Origin of the sequence: Ruminococcus sp. OA3 (assembly GCF_022440845.1) — a bacterium.
Taxonomy (GTDB): Bacteria; Bacillota; Clostridia; order Lachnospirales; family Lachnospiraceae; genus Ruminococcus_G.
This window is the reverse complement of sequence record NZ_JAKNTO010000001.1, coordinates 2,294,029-2,316,671: the sequence shown is the minus strand read 5'-3', so window position 1 is coordinate 2,316,671 and position 22,643 is coordinate 2,294,029. Positions and strand designations below refer to the sequence as shown.

At 48.2% G+C, this 22,643-nt stretch carries 16 protein-coding genes; 2 read left to right on the top strand and 14 right to left on the bottom strand.

The window, feature by feature from the left end:
• Positions 1 to 88: 88 nt before the first annotated feature.
• From MCG98_RS10485 to MCG98_RS10470, 4 genes are all read right to left on the bottom strand, one after another.
• The gene (locus MCG98_RS10485; protein ID WP_240301933.1) at positions 89 to 1,393 is read right to left on the bottom strand and encodes a hypothetical protein; all 1,305 of its coding nucleotides are present in this window, start codon (positions 1,391 to 1,393) and stop codon (positions 89 to 91) included.
• Entirely contained in the window at positions 1,390 to 3,174 is a 1,785-nt protein-coding gene (locus tag MCG98_RS10480; protein ID WP_240301932.1) for a serine/threonine-protein kinase, read from the bottom strand. The genes MCG98_RS10485 and MCG98_RS10480 overlap by 4 nt, the downstream gene beginning before the upstream one ends.
• Before the next feature lie 196 nt (positions 3,175 to 3,370).
• Positions 3,371 to 5,137: an arginine--tRNA ligase gene (gene argS, locus MCG98_RS10475; RefSeq protein ID WP_240301931.1), complete on the bottom strand. Its 1,767-nt coding sequence runs from the start codon at positions 5,135 to 5,137 to the stop codon at positions 3,371 to 3,373.
• 18 nt (positions 5,138 to 5,155) lie between these two features.
• Entirely contained in the window at positions 5,156 to 5,791 is a 636-nt protein-coding gene (locus MCG98_RS10470) for a lactate utilization protein (RefSeq protein ID WP_240301930.1), read from the bottom strand.
• Positions 5,792 to 6,235: 444 nt separating this feature from the next.
• Here MCG98_RS10470 and MCG98_RS10465 point away from each other — a divergent pair, with 444 nt between their 5' ends.
• Both MCG98_RS10465 and MCG98_RS10460 read left to right on the top strand, forming a co-directional pair.
• Positions 6,236 to 6,694: a CBS domain-containing protein gene (locus MCG98_RS10465; RefSeq protein ID WP_240301929.1), complete on the top strand. Its 459-nt coding sequence runs from the start codon at positions 6,236 to 6,238 to the stop codon at positions 6,692 to 6,694.
• Complete coding sequence (locus MCG98_RS10460; protein ID WP_240301928.1) at positions 6,691 to 7,851, top strand: hypothetical protein; 1,161 nt, start codon at positions 6,691 to 6,693, stop codon at positions 7,849 to 7,851. Before MCG98_RS10465 ends, MCG98_RS10460 begins: the two co-directional genes overlap by 4 nt.
• 79 nt (positions 7,852 to 7,930) lie before the next feature.
• Here MCG98_RS10460 and aspS read toward each other — a convergent pair whose 3' ends face one another.
• The 10 genes from aspS to scfB form a co-directional block, all read right to left on the bottom strand.
• A complete protein-coding gene (aspS, locus tag MCG98_RS10455; protein ID WP_240301927.1) occupies positions 7,931 to 9,736 on the bottom strand; it encodes an aspartate--tRNA ligase in 1,806 nt (601 codons plus the stop codon).
• 20 nt (positions 9,737 to 9,756) lie between these two features.
• Positions 9,757 to 11,013: a histidine--tRNA ligase gene (gene hisS, locus MCG98_RS10450; RefSeq protein ID WP_240301926.1), complete on the bottom strand. Its 1,257-nt coding sequence runs from the start codon at positions 11,011 to 11,013 to the stop codon at positions 9,757 to 9,759.
• A 198-nt stretch (positions 11,014 to 11,211) separates the two neighbouring features.
• On the bottom strand, positions 11,212 to 11,805 hold the full coding sequence (locus MCG98_RS10445; RefSeq protein ID WP_240301925.1) for an HD domain-containing phosphohydrolase: 594 nt from the start codon (positions 11,803 to 11,805) through the stop codon (positions 11,212 to 11,214).
• Positions 11,793 to 13,265, bottom strand: coding sequence for a coproporphyrinogen dehydrogenase HemZ (gene hemZ, locus MCG98_RS10440; RefSeq protein ID WP_345891643.1), 1,473 nt, complete (start codon positions 13,263 to 13,265; stop codon positions 11,793 to 11,795). The genes MCG98_RS10445 and hemZ overlap by 13 nt, the downstream gene beginning before the upstream one ends.
• Positions 13,258 to 13,884: an MBL fold metallo-hydrolase gene (locus MCG98_RS10435; RefSeq protein ID WP_240301923.1), complete on the bottom strand. Its 627-nt coding sequence runs from the start codon at positions 13,882 to 13,884 to the stop codon at positions 13,258 to 13,260. Before MCG98_RS10435 ends, hemZ begins: the two co-directional genes overlap by 8 nt.
• A 465-nt stretch (positions 13,885 to 14,349) precedes the next feature.
• Complete coding sequence (locus MCG98_RS10430; protein WP_240301922.1) at positions 14,350 to 16,659, bottom strand: bifunctional (p)ppGpp synthetase/guanosine-3',5'-bis(diphosphate) 3'-pyrophosphohydrolase; 2,310 nt, start codon at positions 16,657 to 16,659, stop codon at positions 14,350 to 14,352.
• Between the two features lie 19 nt (positions 16,660 to 16,678).
• Complete coding sequence (locus MCG98_RS10425) at positions 16,679 to 17,203, bottom strand: adenine phosphoribosyltransferase (RefSeq protein ID WP_240301921.1); 525 nt, start codon at positions 17,201 to 17,203, stop codon at positions 16,679 to 16,681.
• Between the two features lie 89 nt (positions 17,204 to 17,292).
• Positions 17,293 to 19,035: a single-stranded-DNA-specific exonuclease RecJ gene (gene recJ / locus MCG98_RS10420; protein WP_345891642.1), complete on the bottom strand. Its 1,743-nt coding sequence runs from the start codon at positions 19,033 to 19,035 to the stop codon at positions 17,293 to 17,295.
• 20 nt (positions 19,036 to 19,055) lie between these two features.
• The gene (secD, locus tag MCG98_RS10415) at positions 19,056 to 21,200 is read right to left on the bottom strand and encodes a protein translocase subunit SecD (protein ID WP_240301920.1); all 2,145 of its coding nucleotides are present in this window, start codon (positions 21,198 to 21,200) and stop codon (positions 19,056 to 19,058) included.
• A 20-nt stretch (positions 21,201 to 21,220) separates the two neighbouring features.
• On the bottom strand, positions 21,221 to 22,579 hold the full coding sequence (gene scfB, locus MCG98_RS10410; RefSeq protein ID WP_240301919.1) for a thioether cross-link-forming SCIFF peptide maturase: 1,359 nt from the start codon (positions 22,577 to 22,579) through the stop codon (positions 21,221 to 21,223).
• Between the last annotated feature and the right edge of the window lie 64 nt (positions 22,580 to 22,643).

Here is a 22,643-nt window from a genome sequence, read left to right as displayed (position 1 = left end):
TCCGGATTTTCAACAAATTTTAATATAATTATACCGTCATTACTTATCTTTTACAATATTACTTTTAAGTATTTTGGAAATGGCCATGTTATAACAGCCTTACCGATGATATAAATTTCAACATGTGCAGCAGCAGTTCAGACATTTCTTTGAGCCAGTTTCCCCTTCCATTCGCGGTTTTCTTCAGCATTTTTGCCTCCTTCTCACCTGTATCGTCTGCCTGGGCATAAAACTCCCATGGTTCCATGGAACTGACATTTCCTGCCCCATCCTTCGTCTCCAGCGTAACCGTATTCTTTCCCGGCATAACCTCTCCGCGGTCTATCCTGAGTAATTCACCATCCCAGGCATAGTCCACTTCTCTTCCATTCAGCATACAGGACACAATGCGGATATGGTCGGGATTCTGCATCCTTACTGACGGTATGAATCCGGCAGTTTTTATCTCATTTCCATCACTGCAGACAACAAATGTAGTTCCTTTTTTATTTACCGTAAATGTACATTTTTTCTCAGTCACCGTACCGTATTCATTTTCACCTCTCACTAGCAGAGTGTATCTTCCATCCTTACTGACTTCATGCATTCTGCAAATCAGACTGCTGCCCTTCTGTGCCAGTTCCGCTGCAGCAGGTATCTGCCTGCCGTATTCATCCGTCAGCAGCACCTGTACTTTCCCCTGTGTCAGCGCCATCTCTGTGAACATGATCTCCGGTGACAGTGCTCCCCGGCTTGCCGTAGCCGGACCCAGATTCAGGAACCGGATCTTCGGCGTTTTCGGAATGATTTCTACAGGATTAATTTCTTCAGATGTTTCCTCATGCTGATGTCCATCCATCTCCGGATATCTTATCCTTTCAGGCTGCCGTTCTTCTTCCTGCCCTGTGTATTCAGCCACAGCCGTTATCTCTTTCTGCTGAATGTGCTCATCTATCGTCTGTTCCTTTTCCGGCGGTGTCGTACTGTCCGGTACTTCTTTACCAGCCTTCCCCGGCAGTTCCTGCCCGTCAGGTACCGGCTCCGGATCTTGCCCCTCCTGCACATCCGGTACCTGTTCCGGATCTGCTTCTTCCTGTTCATCCGGTACCTGTTCCGGATCTGCTTCTTCCTGTTCATCCGGTACCTGTTCCGGATCTGAGTCCTCACCCTCATCCGGTACGTGTTCCTCTTCCGGCTGTTCCTGCTCCGGCTGTACCGGATCACCTGGTACCTGTTCCGGCGGTAGCGTTTTATCGGCTGTCGGCTCCGTTTCTTCCGCAATTCTGCAAGATTCGCTCTGCTCCAAATGGCTCTGATCTGGAACTCCCGTTTCGGCATATGCATTCAGCGGAGCTGCCGTTATCTGAAGGCAGCACATCGCTGTCACCACGAACCATAATTCTCTTCTTCTCATTCAATTCCCTCCAGTCTCTCTTTTAATATCTGATAATTTTTATGTTTCTCTGCCCCAGGCAGCCCACCGGCCGCACGATACAGCTGCAGAGCTTTCTGAACATTCTGCCGTTTCAGCAGCTCCATCAGTGCATATTCACAGTAATATCCCGTATTTTCAGGATAATGCTCGATCAGCTGTCGATAATAACCGGCTGCAACGTCGTAAGCCTTCAGTTCTTCATACACATAAGCCGCACGCTGCCAGTTCTCCCGCCGCAGCTTTTCCGGCAACAAATGTTCCGGCAGGATCTGGTACAGTTCTGTCCACTTTTTCAGGAGTGTCACATCACTGTTCAGCATCCCGTCCAGATAATATACCTGTGTCAATGCAGCCTGGATTCTCACATACACTTCCCTCTCGTATACTCCGACAGAAAGTTTCATTGCCTCCTCCAGAAGCGCCTCCGCCTTGCCAAATGAATCTGCACCGGTTTTCTGCAGATAACTGCGGTTTGTCACCCAGACAGAAGCAAGCAGTTCCAGCTGAATGATCTTCTGTGCATCAGCAAGATCAGCTGTCTGTCGTTCCATGGTCTCAAGAGCTTTTGCCGCCTGTTCCCAGTCCACGTTTTCCCGGGACTCCTGCAGTACTCTCAGGAGTTCTATTCCGCTGTCCGCCTCCGGATACCGGCCCGATGGCAGCTGCGACAAATATTCAAAAGCTTTCTCATAGTCTGCAGCAAATTCAGCATCCATTGGATTCCCCAGAAACCAGATCATACCCATCTCGAACAGTGTGTGCTGGTGTGGTGCAGTCTCTTCCTGATAAAGTGAGCGCAGTGCAGACACCTGCTCCAATGCATGCAGTGTTCTCCCGCTGTTTATTCCTTCTCTTAATATTTTTTCGTATACTTCCTCCCGCTCAGGATACAGTTCTGCCGCTGTCACATACTCACCTTTTTGCAATTTCTCATGGTACAGTGCCTCACTGCCGATATGGATCACATTCTGCAGCAGGGCGAGAGTTACCAGCACAACCGCCGCTGCCGCCGTGAGTCTGCGTATCGAAGAACCGGAAGTACCGGCTGCCCGCAGCCGCTCCAGCCGCTTTCTGACTGCAACCGCACTCCCATAACGTCTGCCGGGTTTCTCTTTCCTGCATTTTCGCAAAACTGCGCGAAATCCGAAATTCTTCCCACGGTACAGAAGATCAAATGTCACTCCTAACGCATACAGATCTGTACGGGCATCACTCTTTCCTCCAAACTGTTCCGGGGCAGCGTATCCCTTTGTCCCTGCCTGTACTGCATCTCTTACTCTTACTGTTTCCAAAAAACAGGAGCTTCCAAAGTCAACCAGCTTCAGCATTCCATTTTTTTGGAGCAGAAGGTTATGCGGTTTCAGATCCCGGTAAATAACAGGGGGCTGCCGGCTGTGAAGGTATTCCAGGACTTCACAGACCTCGATGGCAAAACGCAGCACCTCATCTTTTGAAAATGTACGGCCATTCCGCATCAGCGCAGCCAAATCTGCACCTTCCAGATAATCCATAACCAGACAGACGTTTCCTTTTTCCTCTATATACTCCACAATACGCGGAATCATGGGATGCTCAAGTTCCCTGAGAATTTGAATCTCCTGCCTGTGCAGGCCGATATCGGTAAATACCTTGATTGCCCAGCGTTTTTTCAGCAGAATGTCCATTGCAAGATAAACATGACCGCCGCTTCCGCAGCCAATCTCCTCCAGCAGACAGTATTTTCCCCGGAGCACAGTACCTTTTTTAATGATACGGATCACCCCGCTTTATAATATTGATTTAATATTTTGAAAAATATGGGCGAACTGCCCGGATATGCCGTATGGCACAGGAATCTGATTTCAGGATATCACATCAGCTCACTTACTGCAAGTGCAATTTTTCAATTTGCACTTTATTCAAAAAAATGAGCCCGGAAGATCTCCAGGCTCAGAAACAAACCATTTATTTACTTTTTTACATCCGCTCAGGAGCCTCAAATCCAAGCATGTCAATGCTGGCTTCCAGCACATCCCGTGTCAGCTTCAGCAGCTGGATCCAGGATGCTTTCTGCGCAGCATTTTCCTCAGTCAGAATTTTTGTCTCGTGATAAAAACGGTTAAAATCATTTGCCAGTTCGTAGATATATGCACACAGTTTATGAGGTGCTTTCTCATCGAATGCATTCTCCACAACACCATTGAACCGTGCAAGCTGCAGCATCAGTTCTTTTTCACTGCCGCTGTTTGCCTCGAGTATCCCGCCCTGATCCAATGAGCCGCCTTCTTCCTGGAAACGTGTCAGTATTGACTTGATCCGAACCGTTGTATATAAGATATACGGTCCTGTATCCCCTTCAAAAGAAGTAAAACGCTCAACATCAAAAATATAATCTTTCGATGCCTGATTGGAAAGATCTCCATATTTCACAGCTGAAAGCCCTACGATTTCAGCAGTTTTTCCTGCATCCTCTTCTTTCACATTCCGGTTTTCGGAAATCTTCCGGTACATTTCATCTGTGATCTCCCGAAGCAGTGTTTCAAGACGCATGACACCGCCTTCTCTCGTCTTAAATGGCTTTCCGTCTTTTCCGTTCATCGTTCCAAAACCCAGGAAAAACAGTCCCGTGTCTTCCTTCACCAGCCTGGTTTTCCTTGCGCATCGGAATACCTGTGTAAAATACAGTTCCTGGCGTTTATCCACAATATAAATAATCTCATCAGGATCAAACAGCTTCATGCGCTCAACAATCGTAGCCAGATCCGTCGTATTATACAGAGATGCCCCGTCTGATTTCAGGATCATACACGGAGGTATTTCTTTCGTGTCACTTTCCTCTTTTACATCCACGACGAGTGCACCGTCATCCAGGTGCGCATATCCTTCACGTTTCATATAATCAACCATTTCCGGAATATACGGCTGTGCATCCGACTCTTTTTTCCAGAGATCAAATGTAACATTTAACTTCTCATAGTTCTTTTTCAGGTCATTGACAGAAACCTGCATGATATGATTCCAGAGCGCACGGTAACCAGGATTCCCCTGCTGCAGAAGATGTGTCGCCTCCATCGCGCGTTCTTTATACTCTGCATCCTCCTTGGATCTTGCACTGGCGGCCGGATAAATTTCTTCCAGTTCCCCGATCGTAAAAGGAGCCTCGTCAGGATATTCCCCTGTATAATCCCCCTGAAAATACACGAGATCCGGTTTTCTCTCTTTCAGTTCAGTGATGATCAGCCCCATCTGGAGTCCCCAGTCACCCAGATGTACATCCCCTATCATGTTATGCCCCACAAATCGTCCCATACGCTTAATGCTCTCGCCTATGATAGCGGAACGCAGATGCCCTACATGCAGCGGTTTCGCAACATTTGGTCCGCCGTAATCCAGAACGATCGTCCTGGGCTCTCTGACCTTCTCCACAGACAGATGACTGTCGGCCTGCATTTGGCGAAGGTAGCCGGCAAGAAATTCCCGCTTCACTTTCAGGTTGATGAATCCCGGCTTTACAGCTTCCGCCATCTCAAATACGCCGCTGTCCTGAAGCTCTGCAACAACACCCTCCGCGATCACCAGGGGAGCTTTTTTATAAGCTTTGGCTGCTGCCATGGCTCCGTTACACTGGTATTCACAGAGGTCCGGACGATTGGAGATCGTCACCCTCGCATATGTCTCATCGTATCCCGCATTTTTAAAAGCGGAAACCATTTCATTTGTGATCAAATCAATAATCTTATTCATTGTCCCTCCTGCGCCGGTTTAAAATCCCAGCTCTTCTCCCACTAATATAATTTTTATGCGTCCTCTCTCTCTGGAAACACGCGTGATAACTTCCTGACAGCAAATACATTCGCTGCCTGTACAGTCTGCACAGACCCCTGTTATTGAACACGGTGTGCCGGCGCCCACACGAATCGCATTGGGGGGTGTAGCCAGTGTCCTGACACGGTCGATACCCTCCTGTACGTTTTTTACAAGTTTATTCATGCCTGTCACGACGATCACCTGGCGCGGGCCGGTGATGAGACACGCCACCCTGTTTCCGTTTCCGTCAATATTGATCAGTTCGCCATCCAGTGTGAACGCGTTTGTGCTCATCAAAAATGAGTCGGAACAGACAATCTCTCCGTACAGTCTGCGGGCCTCCTCGGGAGTCCCGGCAGATTTTCTGTCGATAGCTTTATATGGACCGTTTTTAACGGCATCGATAATGCCTGTCTCCTCCAGCGTCACGGAACCGCCCCAGGTTACGCTGCTGTTTTCATCCAGAAGACTGAGCACCTGTTCTTTTGCTGATGTTTTATCCGGACAGTAGAAGGCTGTCATGCCGCGTTTCTCGAATTTTTTTATGATGGTTTTGGCAGTGTTTTCATAACTTTGTGATTTATAATTCATATGTGTTCCCTCCGTTTGGTTGTGACGGTATCCCTGCGGGCGCTTCGCTCGCAGGGAGAGTTTAATTGTGCTGGTATGGGGTTCCCGCAGACGCTTCGCTCGCGGGATGGTAGTTCCGGGCGGTTGGGGACCCTGCGGGCGCTTCGCTCGCAGGGGAAGTTTGTTTGTTTCTATACGGTATCCCGCCGTGCTAAACTCGCTGGCGCTCGTTCGCGGGCTTCGCCCTATAAAATACTGCCTCACCGCAGGGGGATGTGCAAGCACAGCCCCCTGTGCTTCGTTGTATTTTGCACGGCTCATTGGGGTCGCGTACATTATACCACACCATTGGCTGGTTATGGTTGTTACGTAAGAAAAAATTAATAAATTTTTGGCACGCTTTTCCACACTTTTTCATGCAAATAGTATATAATAGAGACAACGTTACTATAAGGAGTATACATAATGAATATTTTATTTTTTCTAACACCCAAAAGTGAAGTGGAATATATTTATGATGATTTTTCACTCAGACAGACGCTTGAAAAAATGGAACACCATAAATATACCGCAATCCCCATTCTGAACCGGAGCGGTGCGTACATTGGGACGATTACGGAAGGTGACCTCCTTCGTGTTATCAAAGATAAATACTCACTGACACTGCATGAGGCGGAGGATCTGCCTATTCGTCAGGTATCGAGGCGATGGCATAATAATCCTGTCAATATCAACTGTAATATTGAAGACCTCGTGATGACTGCCATGCGGCAGAACTTCGTACCTGTAGTGGATGATGAAGGTAAATTCATCGGCATCATCACTCGTAAAGATATCCTGGAATATTGCTTCCAGAAGCTGAAAGGACCCGGACAAGGTGGCGATAAAACTGCTTCCGGTGGCGGTGTAGGTGGTCCGTCATGAGCAGGACCTTCCACCCCCTACGTTATCTCACTCTGTGCGCGGCAGCTGTTTTATCCGCCTGGCTCCTGACCGGATGTGTCTCTGAGGAACAGAAAGCGGTCACAGACTGTATCAGGAGTGAACTCGACCTGCTGAAGACTGACGACCAGGCAGGCATCGCAGAACACCTTTCCAACTCCAGTCTTTTTGAAGATATGTCTGCAGAGAAGCTTCCGGCGGAGGTCATTGATGTCTTTTCACTGTTTTTCAAAAACTTTGATTATGATATTAAAAACATCCAGATTGATGAGGACTCGCAGAAAGCATCGGCGACCCTGAAGCTGAAAACGATCGATGCCAGAAAGCTCGCAAAGGATTACACCTCCCGGTCCATCGTCAAACAGCTGCAGAATCTAGCCAACCCAAGCCGGGTCGAATATTCTCTGGAGGATTATTATCTGACGCTGCATGATCTTCTGACTGTCAACGATTACGAGACTGTAACCAGTGATTATCCTGTCACGCTCACCCGTACAGGAGAAACGTGGAAACTGGAGCGGGACTCTGATTTGGAAAATGCCCTGGTTGGCGGTTTTGTCACCTATGCGGCTGACCCGGAGCTCTTCACACCTGAAGAGATTGTGGCTCTGCACTTTGACACGATCAAGAATTTTGACACAGAGCAGATGAATCAGTTTTTGTCGCTGGACGAGCTGTTTTCTGCAGATGATGAATACAAACGTACGATTGCCAAAGCACTCGCTGCTCAGATTCTGCAATATCTCGACTACGAGATCACAGCTTCCGAAAATGACGGCATTACGGCAAACGTCACCATGGATATTACGAGCTGTGACAGCCACAGCATCATACATGATTATCAGGAGAGTGTGGCAGCTTACACAAATACAGCGCAGGCTCTGGCCGACGGCTTTTCCGTCAGGCTTTCCAAAGCCAACCAGATACTGCTGGACAGCATCACGCACAATACGTCTTCGTCAACCACTTCCATAACTCTTGTTCTCGTCAACGACGGGACCAACTGGAAGCTGAAGATGGACGATGCAGTCGCAGAAGCTATCCTTGGCAATATCGATGAGGCAGTCGCCGGTATATCAACCGACCCGGATGAGGGCGGCAGCGCAGAACCGGCTGACGCCACCGCATCAGCCGAATGACCATAAACAAAAAGGACACTTATCGGTGTCCTTTTTGTTTATTTACATGAGGATTCCTGCAAAACACAGTCAGAATCTGTTATTCGCTCTGTGTTTCCTTCTTGGGCAGCTCCACTTCCAGACACAGTTCTTCCAGCTGTTTATCGTCCACTGTTCCCGGTGCTTCTGACATCAGACAGGAAGCATCTTTGACTTTCGGAAATGCGATAACATCACGGATACTGTCCTCTTTCGCCATCAGCATCACCAGACGGTCCAGTCCATACGCAAGTCCCGCATGAGGAGGCACCCCGTATTTAAATGCTGTCAGCAAAAAGCCAAAGCGCTCAGCTGCTTCTTCCTTTGTGAAGCCCAGCATCTCAAACATCTTTACCTGTATATCATTTTGATGGATTCTGACGCTTCCTCCGCCGATCTCCGTACCGTTCAGAACAATATCATAGGCTTTGGCACGCACGGCACCCGGATCACTGTCCAGCAAATGCAGATCTTCATCCATCGGCATGGTAAACGGGTGATGCATCGCAGTATAACGGTTTTGTTCCTCAGACCACTCAAGCAGCGGGAATTCTGTGATCCACACGAAACGATATTCATCTTTATCCAGCAGCTCCATCTGTTTTGTGAGCTCCAGACGCAATGCTCCAAGCACATCCCAGACTACCTTATTCCTGTCGGCGGCAAATAGTAACAGATCTCCCGGTTCTGCCTGCATGGCATCAGCCAGGGCTTTCAGCTCTTCCTCCTTCATAAATTTCGCAAAGGAAGATTTATAGGTTCCGTCATCGCCTACCGCCAGATATGCCAGGCCCTTAGCCCCGTAATCTTTTGCAAAATCGACCAGCTTGTCGATTTTCTTTCTCGGCATCGAGCCCTGGCCTTTTGCATTGATGCCGCGCACACTTCCACCGGCTTCCAGCGCATTTTTGAATACCACGAACTCACAGTCTTTGACAATCCCTGAAACGTCAGTTAATTCCATGCCGAAACGCAGATCCGGTTTATCAGAACCAAATCGGTCCATGGCTTCCTGCCATGTCATTCTCTGGATCGGCAGCTGTACCTCGACTCCCAGTACTTCCCGGAACAGATGGGCAAGCAGTCGTTCATTGACGTCAATGACTTCATCCACATCTACAAATGCAAGCTCCATATCGATCTGCGTAAACTCCGGCTGACGGTCAGCACGCAGATCCTCATCGCGAAAACATTTGGCAATCTGAAGATAACGGTCATAACCTGAACACATCAGCAGCTGTTTGAACAGCTGGGGAGACTGCGGAAGTGCATAGAAGCTGCCAGGATGCACACGGCTCGGCACGAGATAATCACGTGCCCCCTCCGGGGTGCTCTTTGTGAGCATCGGTGTCTCGATCTCCAGAAATCCTTCCTTTTCCAGGAACATTCTGGTCAGCATCGCAACTTTGGAACGCATGATCAGATTCTTTTGAATATCAGGTCTGCGTAGATCCAGAGAACGGTATTTCAGACGAAGTTCTTCCTTCGTTTTGCTGTTTTCCTCAATTGGAAACGGAGGTGTCTCTGATTCTGAGAGAATTCTGAGCGTATTTACACGAATCTCAATGTCGCCCGTCTTCAGGTTTTCATTGACGGCTCCGGAACGTGCCTCCACTTTACCCACAACCGCTATGACAAATTCACTTCGCAGCCGCCCCGCTTTCTCAAATCCCTCTTCATCAATACTTCCATTTTCAAAAATCAGCTGAATCATGCCGCTTCTGTCGCGCAGATCGACAAATACGATACCACCTTTATTTCTTCCCTTTTGTACCCATCCCATCAGAGTGACTGTCTCTCCGATGTTGGCGCTTGTTAACTCCGTACAGCGATGGGAACGTTTCAGTCCCTTCATTGACTCTGCCATTTCATAATCCTCCGTCTGCTCTACATTTTATCGATAAAAAATTCCTGGAATGTCTCATACCCTTCTTCTGTCAGCTGTTCTTTCTGGAACTTTTTATTTTTCTTCATCACCGCAATCGTCACCTGTGTACCGGCGCTCCTCAGCTTATCGGCTTCGTTCAGGACAACCAGCAGCTTGTCGGCCGGCATCCCTTTTTCAATCAGCAGTGCTGTCTTCCCGGCAGTCCCGGGAACCTGGTATCCACGTTCCAGAAGCAGCATGACAATCCGTTCAAACCCGATGGAAAATCCGCAGGCACTGGTGTCATTTCCCGTAAACTTTCCGATCATTTCATCGTAACGCCCGCCGCCGCCGACAGACCCTCCGAACTCATCCATGGAAATCTCAAAAATAGGACCGGTATAATAAGACATACCTCGCACCAATGTCGGGTCAAATGCGATCTTAAAATCCGCATTTTTTACTGCATCCACACTCTTCATAATCATCTCGAGGTCATCCGCATACTGCGCATCCAGCACGCCATCCAGTTTTTCCTTAAGATAGCGCACGCCTTCGATGCCCTCTGTGACCTCGCGGAACATTGAAAGATATTTATCGATGGATTCCTGCGCAAAACCTTCCTTTGCAAGCTCTTTTGCGACACCCTCCATACCGATCTTGTCCATCTTATCCAGAATGATAAACACCGTGTCAAATGACTCGGGTGCAAATCCACTGTACGCCGCCATAGCTTTCAGTATCCTGCGGTCATTGATGCGGATCGTAAAGTTTTTGAAATCCAGTTTTCCGAGCAATGTGGTCGTTGCGAGAATCAGCTCGATCTCCGCCAGAATCGTCGGCTCTCCCAGAATATCAATATCACACTGCATAAACTGGCGGAAACGTCCGCGCTGCGGGCGGTCAGCTCTCCACACATTTCCCATCTGAAGCGCCTTGAACGGACTGGGAAGCTCATTTGCATGGTTTGCATAATATCGGGACAGGGGAACTGTCAGATCATAACGCAGACCGCCGTCCACAAGATCATTTTCTGATTCCGCCTCATTAATCTTAAGTTTCTCTCCCCTTTTTAAAATCTTGAAGATCAGCTTTTCATTTTCTCCGCCCTGTTTGCTGCAGAGATTCTCAATATGTTCCACGCACGGCGTCTCCATTGAGGAAAACCCAAATGTCGCATATGTCTCCTTGATCAGGCGGATCACATAATCGCGGATCGCCATCTCTGCCGGCAGGATATCCTTCATCCCTGTAACCGGTTTCTTCTTCAATGCCATAATGTTTCTCTCCTTTTATTCTGAAATGTCGGTGGCGAAGATAATTTGCCACCATGATACCTACGAATTGCTCCGCACAACGTGCTCCCACAATTCTAAAACATCAGAAATCCGCTCTGATCGGGCTACTTTCTGACAGGGTCCAGAGTCATGTTTTTTTCATACGAACATGAAACGCATAACCTTCTGGCCCTGGTATCACTCTATCAATACCAGATCCTGGTAGTTTTTACGATGAATGACACGCTGGAACGCCAGGAAGACCTTGATGTCAAAATTTTTCACTTCTTCAATCATAAGTTCCATGGCCGTATCCTGGTCAAATGATTTTCGATATGGACGGTCTGAGATCAATGCTGCAAATACATCACAGACCCGTATGATACGTGCACCGTAAGGAATCTCCTCGCCCCGGAGGTTATCCGGGTAACCGCTCCCGTCCATATTCTCATGGTGATGGAGCACTGACTGCAGAATGATATCCGGATACCCGCGCTCTTTCAGTATCTCATACCCAAGCGTTGAATGCATGCGCACGTATTTCATCTCTTCTACAATCAGCGGGTTGCTCTCTTCCTCATAAATGTAAGCTCCCAGTTTTTCCTTTCCGATATCGTGCAGGATGCCTGCATCAAAGAGGTACTGGCAGGTCTCCTCCGCAAGTCCCAGTTCCTCAGCTACCGAATACGAAAGGTTGCTGACGAGCATGGCGTGCACGATCTGATCATCCAGCGTATACGTCAGAAGATGTTTCTCATTGATATACTTTTTAGTCTTATCTATTTCAACCACTTTTCTATTCCTGTTTTCTTTCGTTCAATCATCTCATCGATACGAGAAATGTAATGGGTGACATCCTTCACATTTTCCACACGTTCAATCCGGCTGCCATGATCAAAGACCAGCTTCGTTGAGGCGCCTGCGCCCACAGCCAGGATTGATTGTTTCTCTTCCATAATCAGTATATTGTAAATTCCCGCTTTGTCAACCTTTGCATACCCTACATTTTCAAAATTTCCGGCAATATTTTTCTGACGATACAGATAATAGGGGTGCATGTCAAGTCTCATTGCAGATTTTTCCGCCATTTCCATGATTTCCTGGCTGTTCTCGAAAGATATCTCCTCATATTGATCCTTAAACAAATGCAGCCTGGTGGCTCTCTTCAGCGAGAGGGAATGCACGGTGATGCTGTCCGGATGCAGTGCCTCGATCTCACGGAGCGTCTCCTCTACTTCCGCCTTTCCCTCGCCCGGCAGTCCAATGATCAGATCCATATTAATATTGTCGAAGGACAGTTTCCTGGCAAGCACAAACGCGTCCCTGACCTGTTCCACTGTATGCCCTCTCCCGATAAGATCAAGCGTTTTCTGATGCATCGTCTGTGGGTTAATGGAAATACGATTTACCGGAAATTCCTTAAGCAGCATCAGCTTTTCTTCTGTTATACTGTCCGGGCGCCCGGCTTCCACTGTAAATTCCTGCAGTTCCTGAAAATCAAAACATCCTGTAATATGGCGCAGCAGTCTTCTCATCTGTTCCGGCTCCAGCGTCGTCGGTGTACCCCCGCCGATATAGACCGTATTGAGCTTTTTATCCCGAAATTCCCGGCTTACAAAAGTAATCTCTTTCATCAGCGCATCCAGGTATTCTTCCATCCTGTCTCTCCACTTTGCAAGCGGATGAGAACCAAATGAGCAATACAGGCAGATGCTCGGACAGAAAGGAATTCCTACATACAGACTGTAGCCATTTTCATAGTCAATGTCTTTTAGGATTGCCCGTTCTCTGTTTGCGATCGCGATCGCCAGCGCCGTTTTTTCATTTCCTGCGTAATAAGTGCTGCGCATGTATTCCGCGATCTGCGGGTTTTTCCATCCTTCTTCCAGAAGATGCATGGGAATCTTCGTAGGACGTATCCCCGTAAGTGTCCCCCACGGAAGTGTCCTTTGGCTTACCTCGGACAAGCCGCGGTAGACCAGCTGCTTCAGCCGATTCTTTGTCTCCGGCCGTTCCTTATAAAAATCGATGTCCTCCTTACCGCAGAATTTCTCTTCTCCGCTCATGTAAATCCTGCAGTCAATCCCGTCCCCGCGGTATCCCAGGGCAAGCAGACATTCAAATTCCCCGGCCGGTTCCTCTTCTCCCAGCACGTACATATGTACATTACTCGCCGGGTAAAAGGCGCGGACCAGGGAATAGACATCATATTCGAAATTTCTTTCCGAGAATTGTATACCTATGTTAAGCAAAGGGATTATACCTCTTTTCATGTCCGATCGTTGTACTCTGTTCATGCCCCGGCCAGACCTCAACATCCTCCGGAAGCTTAAGAAGCCGCTTGATACTGGCGCTCATATCCGCAGCGCTGGACGTTGGAAAATCCATCCTTCCGACAGACCCTGCAAACAATGTATCACCGCTCACCAGAACCTTTTCTTTTTCCAGATAATAACAGCAGCTGCCATGCGTATGTCCCGGTGTATAAAGTACGGTAATCTCAAACCCTGCCAGTATCAGTTTCTCATGATCCTTTACATACACATCAGCTTTCGTCGTAAACGCATGATCCCAGGCGGCAGAAAGATTCAGCAGAGAATCTTCCAGTACATCCTGCTCCTTTTCATAAGCATAGACAGGTATTTCATACAGATCCCGAAGATCATCCACAGCCAGAATATGATCGAAATGACCGTGCGTCAGCAGCACCGCTACCGGCTTCCCGTTCAGCTTTGTCACTGCCTGTGAAATAGTCCCCGCGTTGTCTGCAGGATCTACGATCAGCATCTCCCCTGTCTCACTGTTCTTTATCAGCAGGCAGTTCGTTCCCACCTGACCCAGGACCAGATTTTGTATTACTGCTTTGTTCATATTTTTTCCTCCACTGAGTTGGTTTAATGATAATATAGGTATCATCCCTCAACTAAACTCGTGCTTCGCACTCGTTAAGGTTCGGGATGGGCCTCGCACTAAGTTCAGCTTTCGCCTTCGGCTCGGCTTCACTAAGTTGCTTCAAATCGGATTCATCCCTCAACTAAGTTCGCGCCTGCTGCGCTCTCTAAGGTTCGGGATGGGCCTCGCACTAAGCTCACGCTTCGCCTTCGGCTCGCGTTCACTAAGTTGCTTTCGGCCTCAACTAAGTTCGCGCCTGCTGCGCTCTCTAAGGTTCGGGATGGGCCTCGCACTAAGCTCACGCTTCGCCTTCGGCTCGCGTTCACTAAGTTGCTTTCGGCCTCAACTAAGTTCGCGCCTGCTGCGCTCTCTAAGGTTCGGGATGGGCCTCGCACTAAGTTCACGCTTCGCCTGTGGCTCGCGTTCACTAAGTTGCTTTCGGCCTCATCCGGTTGTTCGTTCTATGTCAAGTACGCTTTCTACCTGCTGCAGTTTATTCACGAGCTGGTTCAGTTCCTCGATACTGTGTACGTCAAACGACATGGAAATAGTGGCAGTCCCCTGCTTGCTGGTCCTCACATTGATTGATGCAATATCGATCTTCCGCTCGGTGAACAGTTTCGAGATATCCACCAGAAGTCCCGTTCTGTTGTTTGCATAGACATTGATCTCCGCCGTAAATAACTGATCCGGAATTTCACTGCCCTGCCACTCCGCATCGATCAGACGGATCCTCTCAGTCTCATCCATATGGATAATATTGACACAGTCCGTGCGGTGTATCGTAACGCCCCGGCCCCGTGTCACATAACCAACAATCTCATCTCCCGGAATCGGATTGCAGCACTTTGCAAAACGGACCGCCACATCGTGAATACCCTTGACGATAATACTTCCCTGCGGGGATTTCCCCACATGAAGTTTATCTTTTGCCTCCGCTTTTGCCTCAAGTATCGTCTTGTCTGTAATCTCCGATTTGTGTGCCTTGTCATAGCACTCTACCAGTTTATTCAGTACCTGGCCTTCCTTCAGGCCGCCGTGGCCGATCGCGGCAAGCACAGAATCCCAGTCTCGGAAACCGTACTTGCGCATCACCGGTTCCTGATACTCCATCTTCAGATAGCTGGAAAGTGTCTTGTTCTTCTCCTTCGCATACTGCGCCAGCATATCTTTCCCCTTCAGAATATTATCTTCCTTCAGTTCCTGACGGAACCACTGATTGATCTTATTCTTCGCCTGGGTACTCTTAACGATCTTCAGCCAGTCACGGCTGGGGCCCTTTGAGTTCTGTGAGGTGATAATCTCCACACGGTCACCATTCTGGATGACATACTCGATCGGCACAAGCTTTCCATTTACTCTCGCACCCACCATCTTATTGCCGACGGCGCTGTGCACACTGTATGCAAAGTCGATCGGTGTGGAACCTGCCGGAAGCGTTTTGACGTCTCCTGCCGGACTAAAACAGTAGACATTGTCCGCGAAAAGATCCAGGTCACTTTTCAGCAGACTCATGAACTCTTTGTTGTCTGACATATCCCGCTGCCACTCCAGAATCTGGCGCAGCCAGCTCAGCTTTTCTTCCTCTTTCTGTGCATCCGTCTTCTTGCCGTCAGATGCCTCCTTATATTTCCAATGAGCAGCAATCCCGTATTCTGCTGTCTTATGCATCTCAAATGTACGGATCTGAATCTCAAACGGCTGTCCCTGAGGTCCGATCAGCGTCGTATGCAGAGACTGATACATATTGGGCTTCGGCATTGCGATATAGTCTTTGAAACGCCCCGGTATCGGCTTATACATCTCGTGAATGATACCGAGCGCCGCATAGCAGTCTTTCACCGTATCTACGATAATACGAACTGCAAACAGATCATATATCTGATCCAGTGTTTTTCCCTGGTTCACCATCTTTTTATAGATACTGAAGAAATGTTTCACCCTGCCATCCACTTCAGCGGTAATGTTCGACTTTTCCATATGAGACTGTACTTCCGATACGATTTTTGATACAAATGCCTCCCGCTCACTCTTGCGGACGGCAATCTTGTCAACAAGATCGTAATAAACCTCCGGCTGGAGATATTTCAGCGACAGGTCATCAAGCTCTATTTTAATCTTCGAAATGCCGAGGCGCTGAGCAATGGGTGCATAGATATCCATCGTCTCCCGCGCCTTATCTTTCTGCTTCTTCTCCGGCATGTATTTCAATGTCCGCATGTTATGCAGACGGTCCGCCAGTTTGATCAGTATCACACGAATATCTTTCGCCATGGCAAGAAACATTTTCCTGAGATTTTCTGCCTGTACCTCCAGCTTATCCTTTGAATAATTCAGCTGCCCCAGCTTTGTAACGCCGTCCACGAGAAGTGCCACTTCCGAACCGAAGATTTCTTCCAGTTCTTTGTAAGTCATAACCGTATCTTCCAGCACATCATGCAGGATTCCGGAAATGATCGTTTCTTTATCAAGCTCCAGATCAGCCAGTATGATCGCAACACACAGCGGATGGATAATATACGGTTCGCCTGATTTCCGGACCTGTCCGTTATGTGCTTTGTCAGCAATCTGATAAGCTTTTTCAATCATGTGAACGCTGTCGGACGGATGATATTTTTTCACACTCGAAATAAGCTCTTCATAGAGTATCGAAGGGCTTGTAAAATCATCCATGGCTTTCACACTTTTTTCAACCTCACGGATGTTCTGTATTTTTGCATGTGCATCCTGAACCTGTGCGTTTTCTCCACCCATATCTATCCCTCTTTACCTGTTATTTTCCATCATAGCAGATTATGGATTCCACATCATATTCCTTCAGACGTTCTCTGCCTTTTAGTCCTGCCAGTTCCATAAGAAATACGATCTTCTCCACGTGGCCGCCCAGCGATTCGATCATCCTGGCACATGCCTCAACAGTACCTCCTGTCGCGATCAGGTCATCGATGATCACGACACGCTGTCCCGGCAAAATGGAATCTCTGTGCATCTCTATTACCGCGCTTCCGTATTCCAGTTCATAGCTCTGCTCAATTGTCTCACGCGGAAGCTTTCCTTTTTTCCTGACCGGAATAAACGGTTTATGCAGATTATACGCAATCGGCACGCCAAAGATAAAACCTCTGGACTCTGTGCCCGCTACAATATCAAAATCAAGTCCACTGATACACTCCTGCATGGAATCGATCGCCAGATGCAGTCCGTCAGCATCCTGCAGTATGCTGGTGACATCCCGGAAAATAATTCCCGGTTCCGGAAAATCAGGTATGTTTCGGACATAATCTTCTATTTTCTTCATTCTTGCGTTCCTCCATCCGCTATTTCTCGACATTTATGACAATAAGTATATCACCATTCCAATGCATTTGTAAATATATTCCGATGCATTCACTGGTAATGTGTGATAACAACCTGCAGATTTTCCTTTCCACGGTAAGAATTGACGGATGGGTAATAAACGACGTTCAATCTTCCTTTGTCTTTTACATCATTTACAAAGCTGTCCCCATCGCCAAAATATACACCGTCAATGGAATACCCCTGATCATCCATCACTTTCATTTTGACCACATTTCTATTCTTCCCAAAAATTCTGCATTCCAACATCCTGACCTGCCTCAGTGCGAACAATGGTCTGGTATTTCCTTTTCCAAAAGGCTCCAGAAGCTCGAATTCCTGCACCAGGTCTTTGCGTATGTATCCGATCGGCATCGCAGCATCTATGACAACTTTTTCTGCAAGATCTTCTTCCCGGAGAGTACAGAGCTCATTCAGCCGTTTTCGAAATCCCGGCACATTCGCCTCCTCCAGCGAAAGCCCTGCTGCCATCGGGTGTCCTCCAAACTTTATCAGAAGATCTTTTACCTTAACCAGTTCCTCATACATGGAATACGCCTCAATCGACCTCCCGGAGCCCTTGACTCCCTCCTGCGTCCGTGTGAGGACAATCGACGGCTTGTGGTACCGTTCACGCAGTCGTCCCGCAATGATGCCTGCCAGACTCTCATGACATTCCGGAAGGTAGACCACAAGCACCCGGTCCCCGCTCAGCGAACTGTTTTCCACCATCTCGACTGCCCGGGCGACGCCCTGCTCCGTCAGGTCTTTTCGTTCATCGTTCAGCGCCTTCAGGTCTGCCGCCAGCCTCACCGCCTCCTCCTGCGTTTCTGCATTCAGCAGTGCCAGTGATCGCCTGGCCGTATCCAGCCTGCCCCCAGCATTCAGGCATGGCCCGATGACAAATCCAATGTGATACGGCGACAGTTGTTCCGGTACCAGTCCATTTGCCTCAATCAGGGCCAGCAGCCCCATGTTCTTTGTGTGCCTCAGCCGATTCATTCCCTCTTTTACCAGGATCCTGTTATCCCCTGCCAGATCCATCACGTCCCCGATCGTTGCTATCGCAGCAAACTCCAGGAATTCTTCTATTTCTTTTTCATCGATCCCGAAACCGTCGTACAGCCCGGACACCAGCTGCATTCCGACACAGGCTCCGCACAGTTGTTTGAACGGATAATCACACCCCTCCTGCCGTGGATTGATGACGACATCAGCAGGCGGCAGAATAAACACTTTACCGTTTTCTCGCTCAATATACGGCACTTCATGATGATCCGTCACGATTACTGTCAGTCCGAGATCCTTTGCCGTCTGAATCTGTGCCGCAGCTGCAATACCATTATCACAGGTCACGATCGTATCAATGCCGTCCTGTGCGGCATCCGCGATCAGAGACTCATTGATACCATATCCGTCTGTGATCCGATCCGGAATCACCACATCTGCTCTTGCCCCGACTCTCTTAAGGCCGTTCTGAAGAATATAGGATGCCGTCACACCGTCAATATCATAATCCCCGATAATGCGCACCCGCCGTCCCATCCTGATCTTATCTTTCAGGATATCGACCGCCTCCGCGATCCCCTTCATCGACTTCCATGATGGCAGTTCGCTGATGTTTCCGTGGAGATAACGCCTGATGGCCTCCTCCCCGACCACATCCCGGTTTCTGATCAGACGAGCCGTCACCTGATCGATATGAAATAATTCAGCTGTCTTTTTAAAATCTGCTTTCTTTGCAGCAATTACCCACTTTTCCATAAGAATCTTAAAAGGGACGCCGTCCGGCATCCCCTTTGCTCCTTCTGATTTTATTGTTTTGCTTTTCTGACACGTGATTTCATCACATACCACAGGGCACCTGTGATGCATACGGAGGAATATGCTCCGCATACGATACCAACCATAATCGGAAGTGCAAAATCACGGATTGACGAAACCCCAAGGATGTAGAGTACTGCAACCATGATAAATGTCGTCAGTGATGTATAGATACTTCTCGTCAGTGTCTGTGTGATACTGCGGTTAACAACCTCTGCGAGTTCTTCTTTCTTCTTCACGCCACGCATATTCTCTCGGATTCGGTCGAAGATGACGATCGTCGCATTGATCGAGTAACCCACGATTGTCAGCATACATGCGATAAAAGTACTTCCCACAGATACACGGAACAGGGCATAAAATGCCAGTACTACCAGAACATCATGAACCAGTGCAAGTACCGCACTGGAAGCAAAACGGATATCCTTAAATCTCAGCCAGATATAGATCAGCATGAAAATTGTCGCCACTACAACGGCTATGAAGGCATCCATACGCATCTCTTTGCTGACCGTCGATGAAATCGTCTCCGCGGAAATATGATTCTCATCCACTTCAAACTCTTCCTTCAACTTCTGATTGAAAGTCTCGCGCTCATCAACATCCAGGCTGCGCGTCTTGATGATAACCTGGCTGCTTCCTACTACCTGCTGGAACTGGACATTGCTGTCCCCGGTTACCTCCTCGATGACCGGTCTCACATCTTCTTCCAGTTCATTCAATGTAAATTCCTCATTGAAAGTAACTGTCGTCGACGTACCTCCGATAAATTCAAGGCTGTAGTTCAGAGCCTTGCCGTCTTTGGCAGAGAAAATCCCCATGCCGATCGGCGCCAGAAGTACCAGTACAATGGATATTGCAAAAAATATTTTTCTCTTTCCCACAAAGTCAATGACTTTGCGTTCTTTCTGCTGTCCGTAAAGCTTCGGATCCTGAAGTCCCACCGTATATAAGGCATTGATCAGAAGCCGTGAGATCACGAGTGCTGTGAACATGGACAGAACAATACCGAGTGCGAGCGTCATGGCAAAACCTTTGACACTTCCGCTTCCCAGCAGTCCAAGAACTGCAGCTGCAATCAGCGTCGTGATATTACCGTCCAGGATCGCTGACAGGGCTTTCTGAAATCCAGATTTAATTGCATTTCTGACACTTTTTCCTACCGCAATTTCTTCTCTGATACGGGCATAAATGATAACATTGGCGTCTACAGCCATACCGATGGAAAGTACGATACCGGCAATTCCTGGAAGCGTCAATGTCAGGTCAAATGCATTCAGCATTACAAGCATCAGGCCTGTATAGATCAACAGTGACAGTGCTGCGACCACTCCCGGGAGCAGATACACCACGATCATGAACACCATGACGATTGCCATGCCGATTGCCGCAGCGATCAGACTCGTCTTAATCGCTTCCTGTCCGAGCTGTGCGCCGACTACGTTGGAACGCATTTCCTCAAGCTCCAGAGACAGGGATCCGATACGGATCGTCGATGCCAGTTCTCTTGCATCTTCAATGGAACTCATTCCTGTGATCTGGGCTTTTCCGTCTGATATCACAGACTGAACAGTCGGTGCGCTGATAGTCTCGCCGTCATAGATGATGGCTATCTGTTTTCCCAGATTCTCTTCTGTCGCTTCTGCGAATTTCTTCGTTCCCTCTGCCGTCAGCTGAAGCGATACTACATACTGGTTGTTTCCCGTGTCATCCTGTGTGATCCCGCCCTCAGCAGTTTCCACGTCGGTACCGTCAAGTACGGTATTCCCCTCTGCATCTGTAAATTCCAGCGAACCCGGTTTACCAAGCTCTTCCAGAATCGCATTTGCATCGGATACACCTGGAATTTCAATGTTGATCCGGTTGCTGCCTTCCTGATACACCTGAGCTTCTTCACTGTAATTCTCCACACGTTTCTGGAGTTTATAAATCGTATCCGACATATCTTCCGATGAAGGATTATCATCCTTCGCCTGATACGTGATACTGACACCTCCTGCCAGATCCAGACCCGTCTTAATGTTTTTAGCCGATCCTGTCCCCGTTGGCCCGAATCCTGCCGCCGTCGTGAAAATCAACAGTCCTATCAGGACGGCCGCCAGGATAATGACGACAACGCCTTGCTTTTTCTTCATGTTTACCTCCCGTTGTTGTTTTATTCTTCCGCCTGCGCTGCTTTAATCATCAGCGCGCATTCGACACGTTTTCTCTGCAGTTCGCAACCAATCTCGTAGACGTCATCTATCCTGCCCGTGAAATTGAAAGAATTCGCCGCACAGCCGCCACTGCAGTAGAACCTTGCAAAACAATCCCGGCACTTCTCTTTCGCATAGACATTGCAGCCTTTGAACTCGCTGCAGATCTCCTGCCGGGTAATGCCCTCATCCACATTTCCCATCAAAAATCTGTCTTCACCGACAAACTGATGGCATGGATAGAGATCTCCCCACGGCGTCACAGCCAGGTATTCCGTACCCGAACCGCAGCCTGAGAGTCTTTTATATACACAGGGACCGCCTGTCAGGTCGATCATAAAATGAAAGAAATTAAATCCCCGTCCCTCTTTTTCCCTTTTTATCATTTCTCTCGCCAGGATATCATACTGTTCACATATCTTCGGGATATCCTCCTCGCGCAGCGCATAATCCTCTTTTGGATCAGCGACCACCGGCTCTACGGAAATCTGTTTAAAGCCCAGATCAGCCAGATGCAGCACATCTGAGGCAAAATCCATATTATACCGGGTAAATGTTCCCCTGACATAATACCTGTCCTGATTTCGGCTTTCAGCAAATTTCTGGAATTTCGGCACAATCAGGTCATAACTTCCCGCCCCTTTACAAAACGGCCGCATATGATCATGCACCTCTTTCCTGCCGTCTATACTCAGCACTACATTTCCCATCTCACGATTCGCAAACTCCATCACCTCATCGTCAAGCAGTACGCCATTCGTTGTCAGTGTAAATCGGAAATTTTTATCATGGATTTTCTCCTGCTCTCTTCCGTATGCCACCAGGTCTTTTACCACCTGCCAGTTCATCAGAGGTTCTCCTCCGAAAAAATCCACTTCCAGGTTTCTTCTGCTTCCTGAATTTGCGATCAGAAAATCAAGCGCTTTTTTCCCCACCTCAAAGGACATCAGCGCCCTGCGTCCATGATATTCTCCTTCCTCCGCAAAGCAGTACCGACAGGCCAGATTGCAGTCATGGGCGATGTGCAGACATAGTGCTTTTACTACTGTCTGGCGGTCTTTAAAATGCTCAATGGCATCACGATAGATATCTTCGGTGAAAAGCATCCCCTGCTCTTCCAACTGTCTGCATTCTGAAAGTGCTGACTCAATATCTTCCTGGACATACGTTCCGCCAAGCTCATCTTTTATGACCCCGGCATCTTTTTTTTCTGACAGCAGACTGATACAGTCATAGACTACGTCATCCACGACATGGACAGAACCGCTGTTGATATCCAGAACAATATTATATCCATTGTTCCTGTACTGATGTATCACTGATATTCTCCCTTCCGCCTTCTCTCTTTTGTGCTCATAGAGGGGCTGCTGCAAAGTAATTTCT

Excerpts from the sequence above, each read along its gene's own strand:
- MCG98_RS10435 (WP_240301923.1), bottom strand. The coding sequence starts at position 13,884 with ATGAACAAAGCAGTAATACAAAATCTGGTCCTGGGTCAGGTGGGAACG.
- MCG98_RS10470 (WP_240301930.1), bottom strand. The coding sequence starts at position 5,791 with ATGAATTATAAATCACAAAGTTATGAAAACACTGCCAAAACCATCATA.
- MCG98_RS10425 (WP_240301921.1), bottom strand. The coding sequence starts at position 17,203 with ATGAAGAAAATAGAAGATTATGTCCGAAACATACCTGATTTTCCGGAA.
- recJ (WP_345891642.1), bottom strand. The coding sequence starts at position 19,035 with ATGCCGGACGGCGTCCCTTTTAAGATTCTTATGGAAAAGTGGGTAATT.
- MCG98_RS10430 (WP_240301922.1), bottom strand. The coding sequence starts at position 16,659 with ATGGGTGGAGAAAACGCACAGGTTCAGGATGCACATGCAAAAATACAG.
- MCG98_RS10465 (WP_240301929.1), top strand. The coding sequence starts at position 6,236 with ATGAATATTTTATTTTTTCTAACACCCAAAAGTGAAGTGGAATATATT.
- MCG98_RS10485 (WP_240301933.1), bottom strand. The coding sequence starts at position 1,393 with ATGAGAAGAAGAGAATTATGGTTCGTGGTGACAGCGATGTGCTGCCTT.
- aspS (WP_240301927.1), bottom strand. The coding sequence starts at position 9,736 with ATGGCAGAGTCAATGAAGGGACTGAAACGTTCCCATCGCTGTACGGAG.
- argS (WP_240301931.1), bottom strand. The coding sequence starts at position 5,137 with ATGAATAAGATTATTGATTTGATCACAAATGAAATGGTTTCCGCTTTT.
- hisS (WP_240301926.1), bottom strand. The coding sequence starts at position 11,013 with ATGGCATTGAAGAAGAAACCGGTTACAGGGATGAAGGATATCCTGCCG.
- MCG98_RS10460 (WP_240301928.1), top strand. The coding sequence starts at position 6,691 with ATGAGCAGGACCTTCCACCCCCTACGTTATCTCACTCTGTGCGCGGCA.
- secD (WP_240301920.1), bottom strand. The coding sequence starts at position 21,200 with ATGAAGAAAAAGCAAGGCGTTGTCGTCATTATCCTGGCGGCCGTCCTG.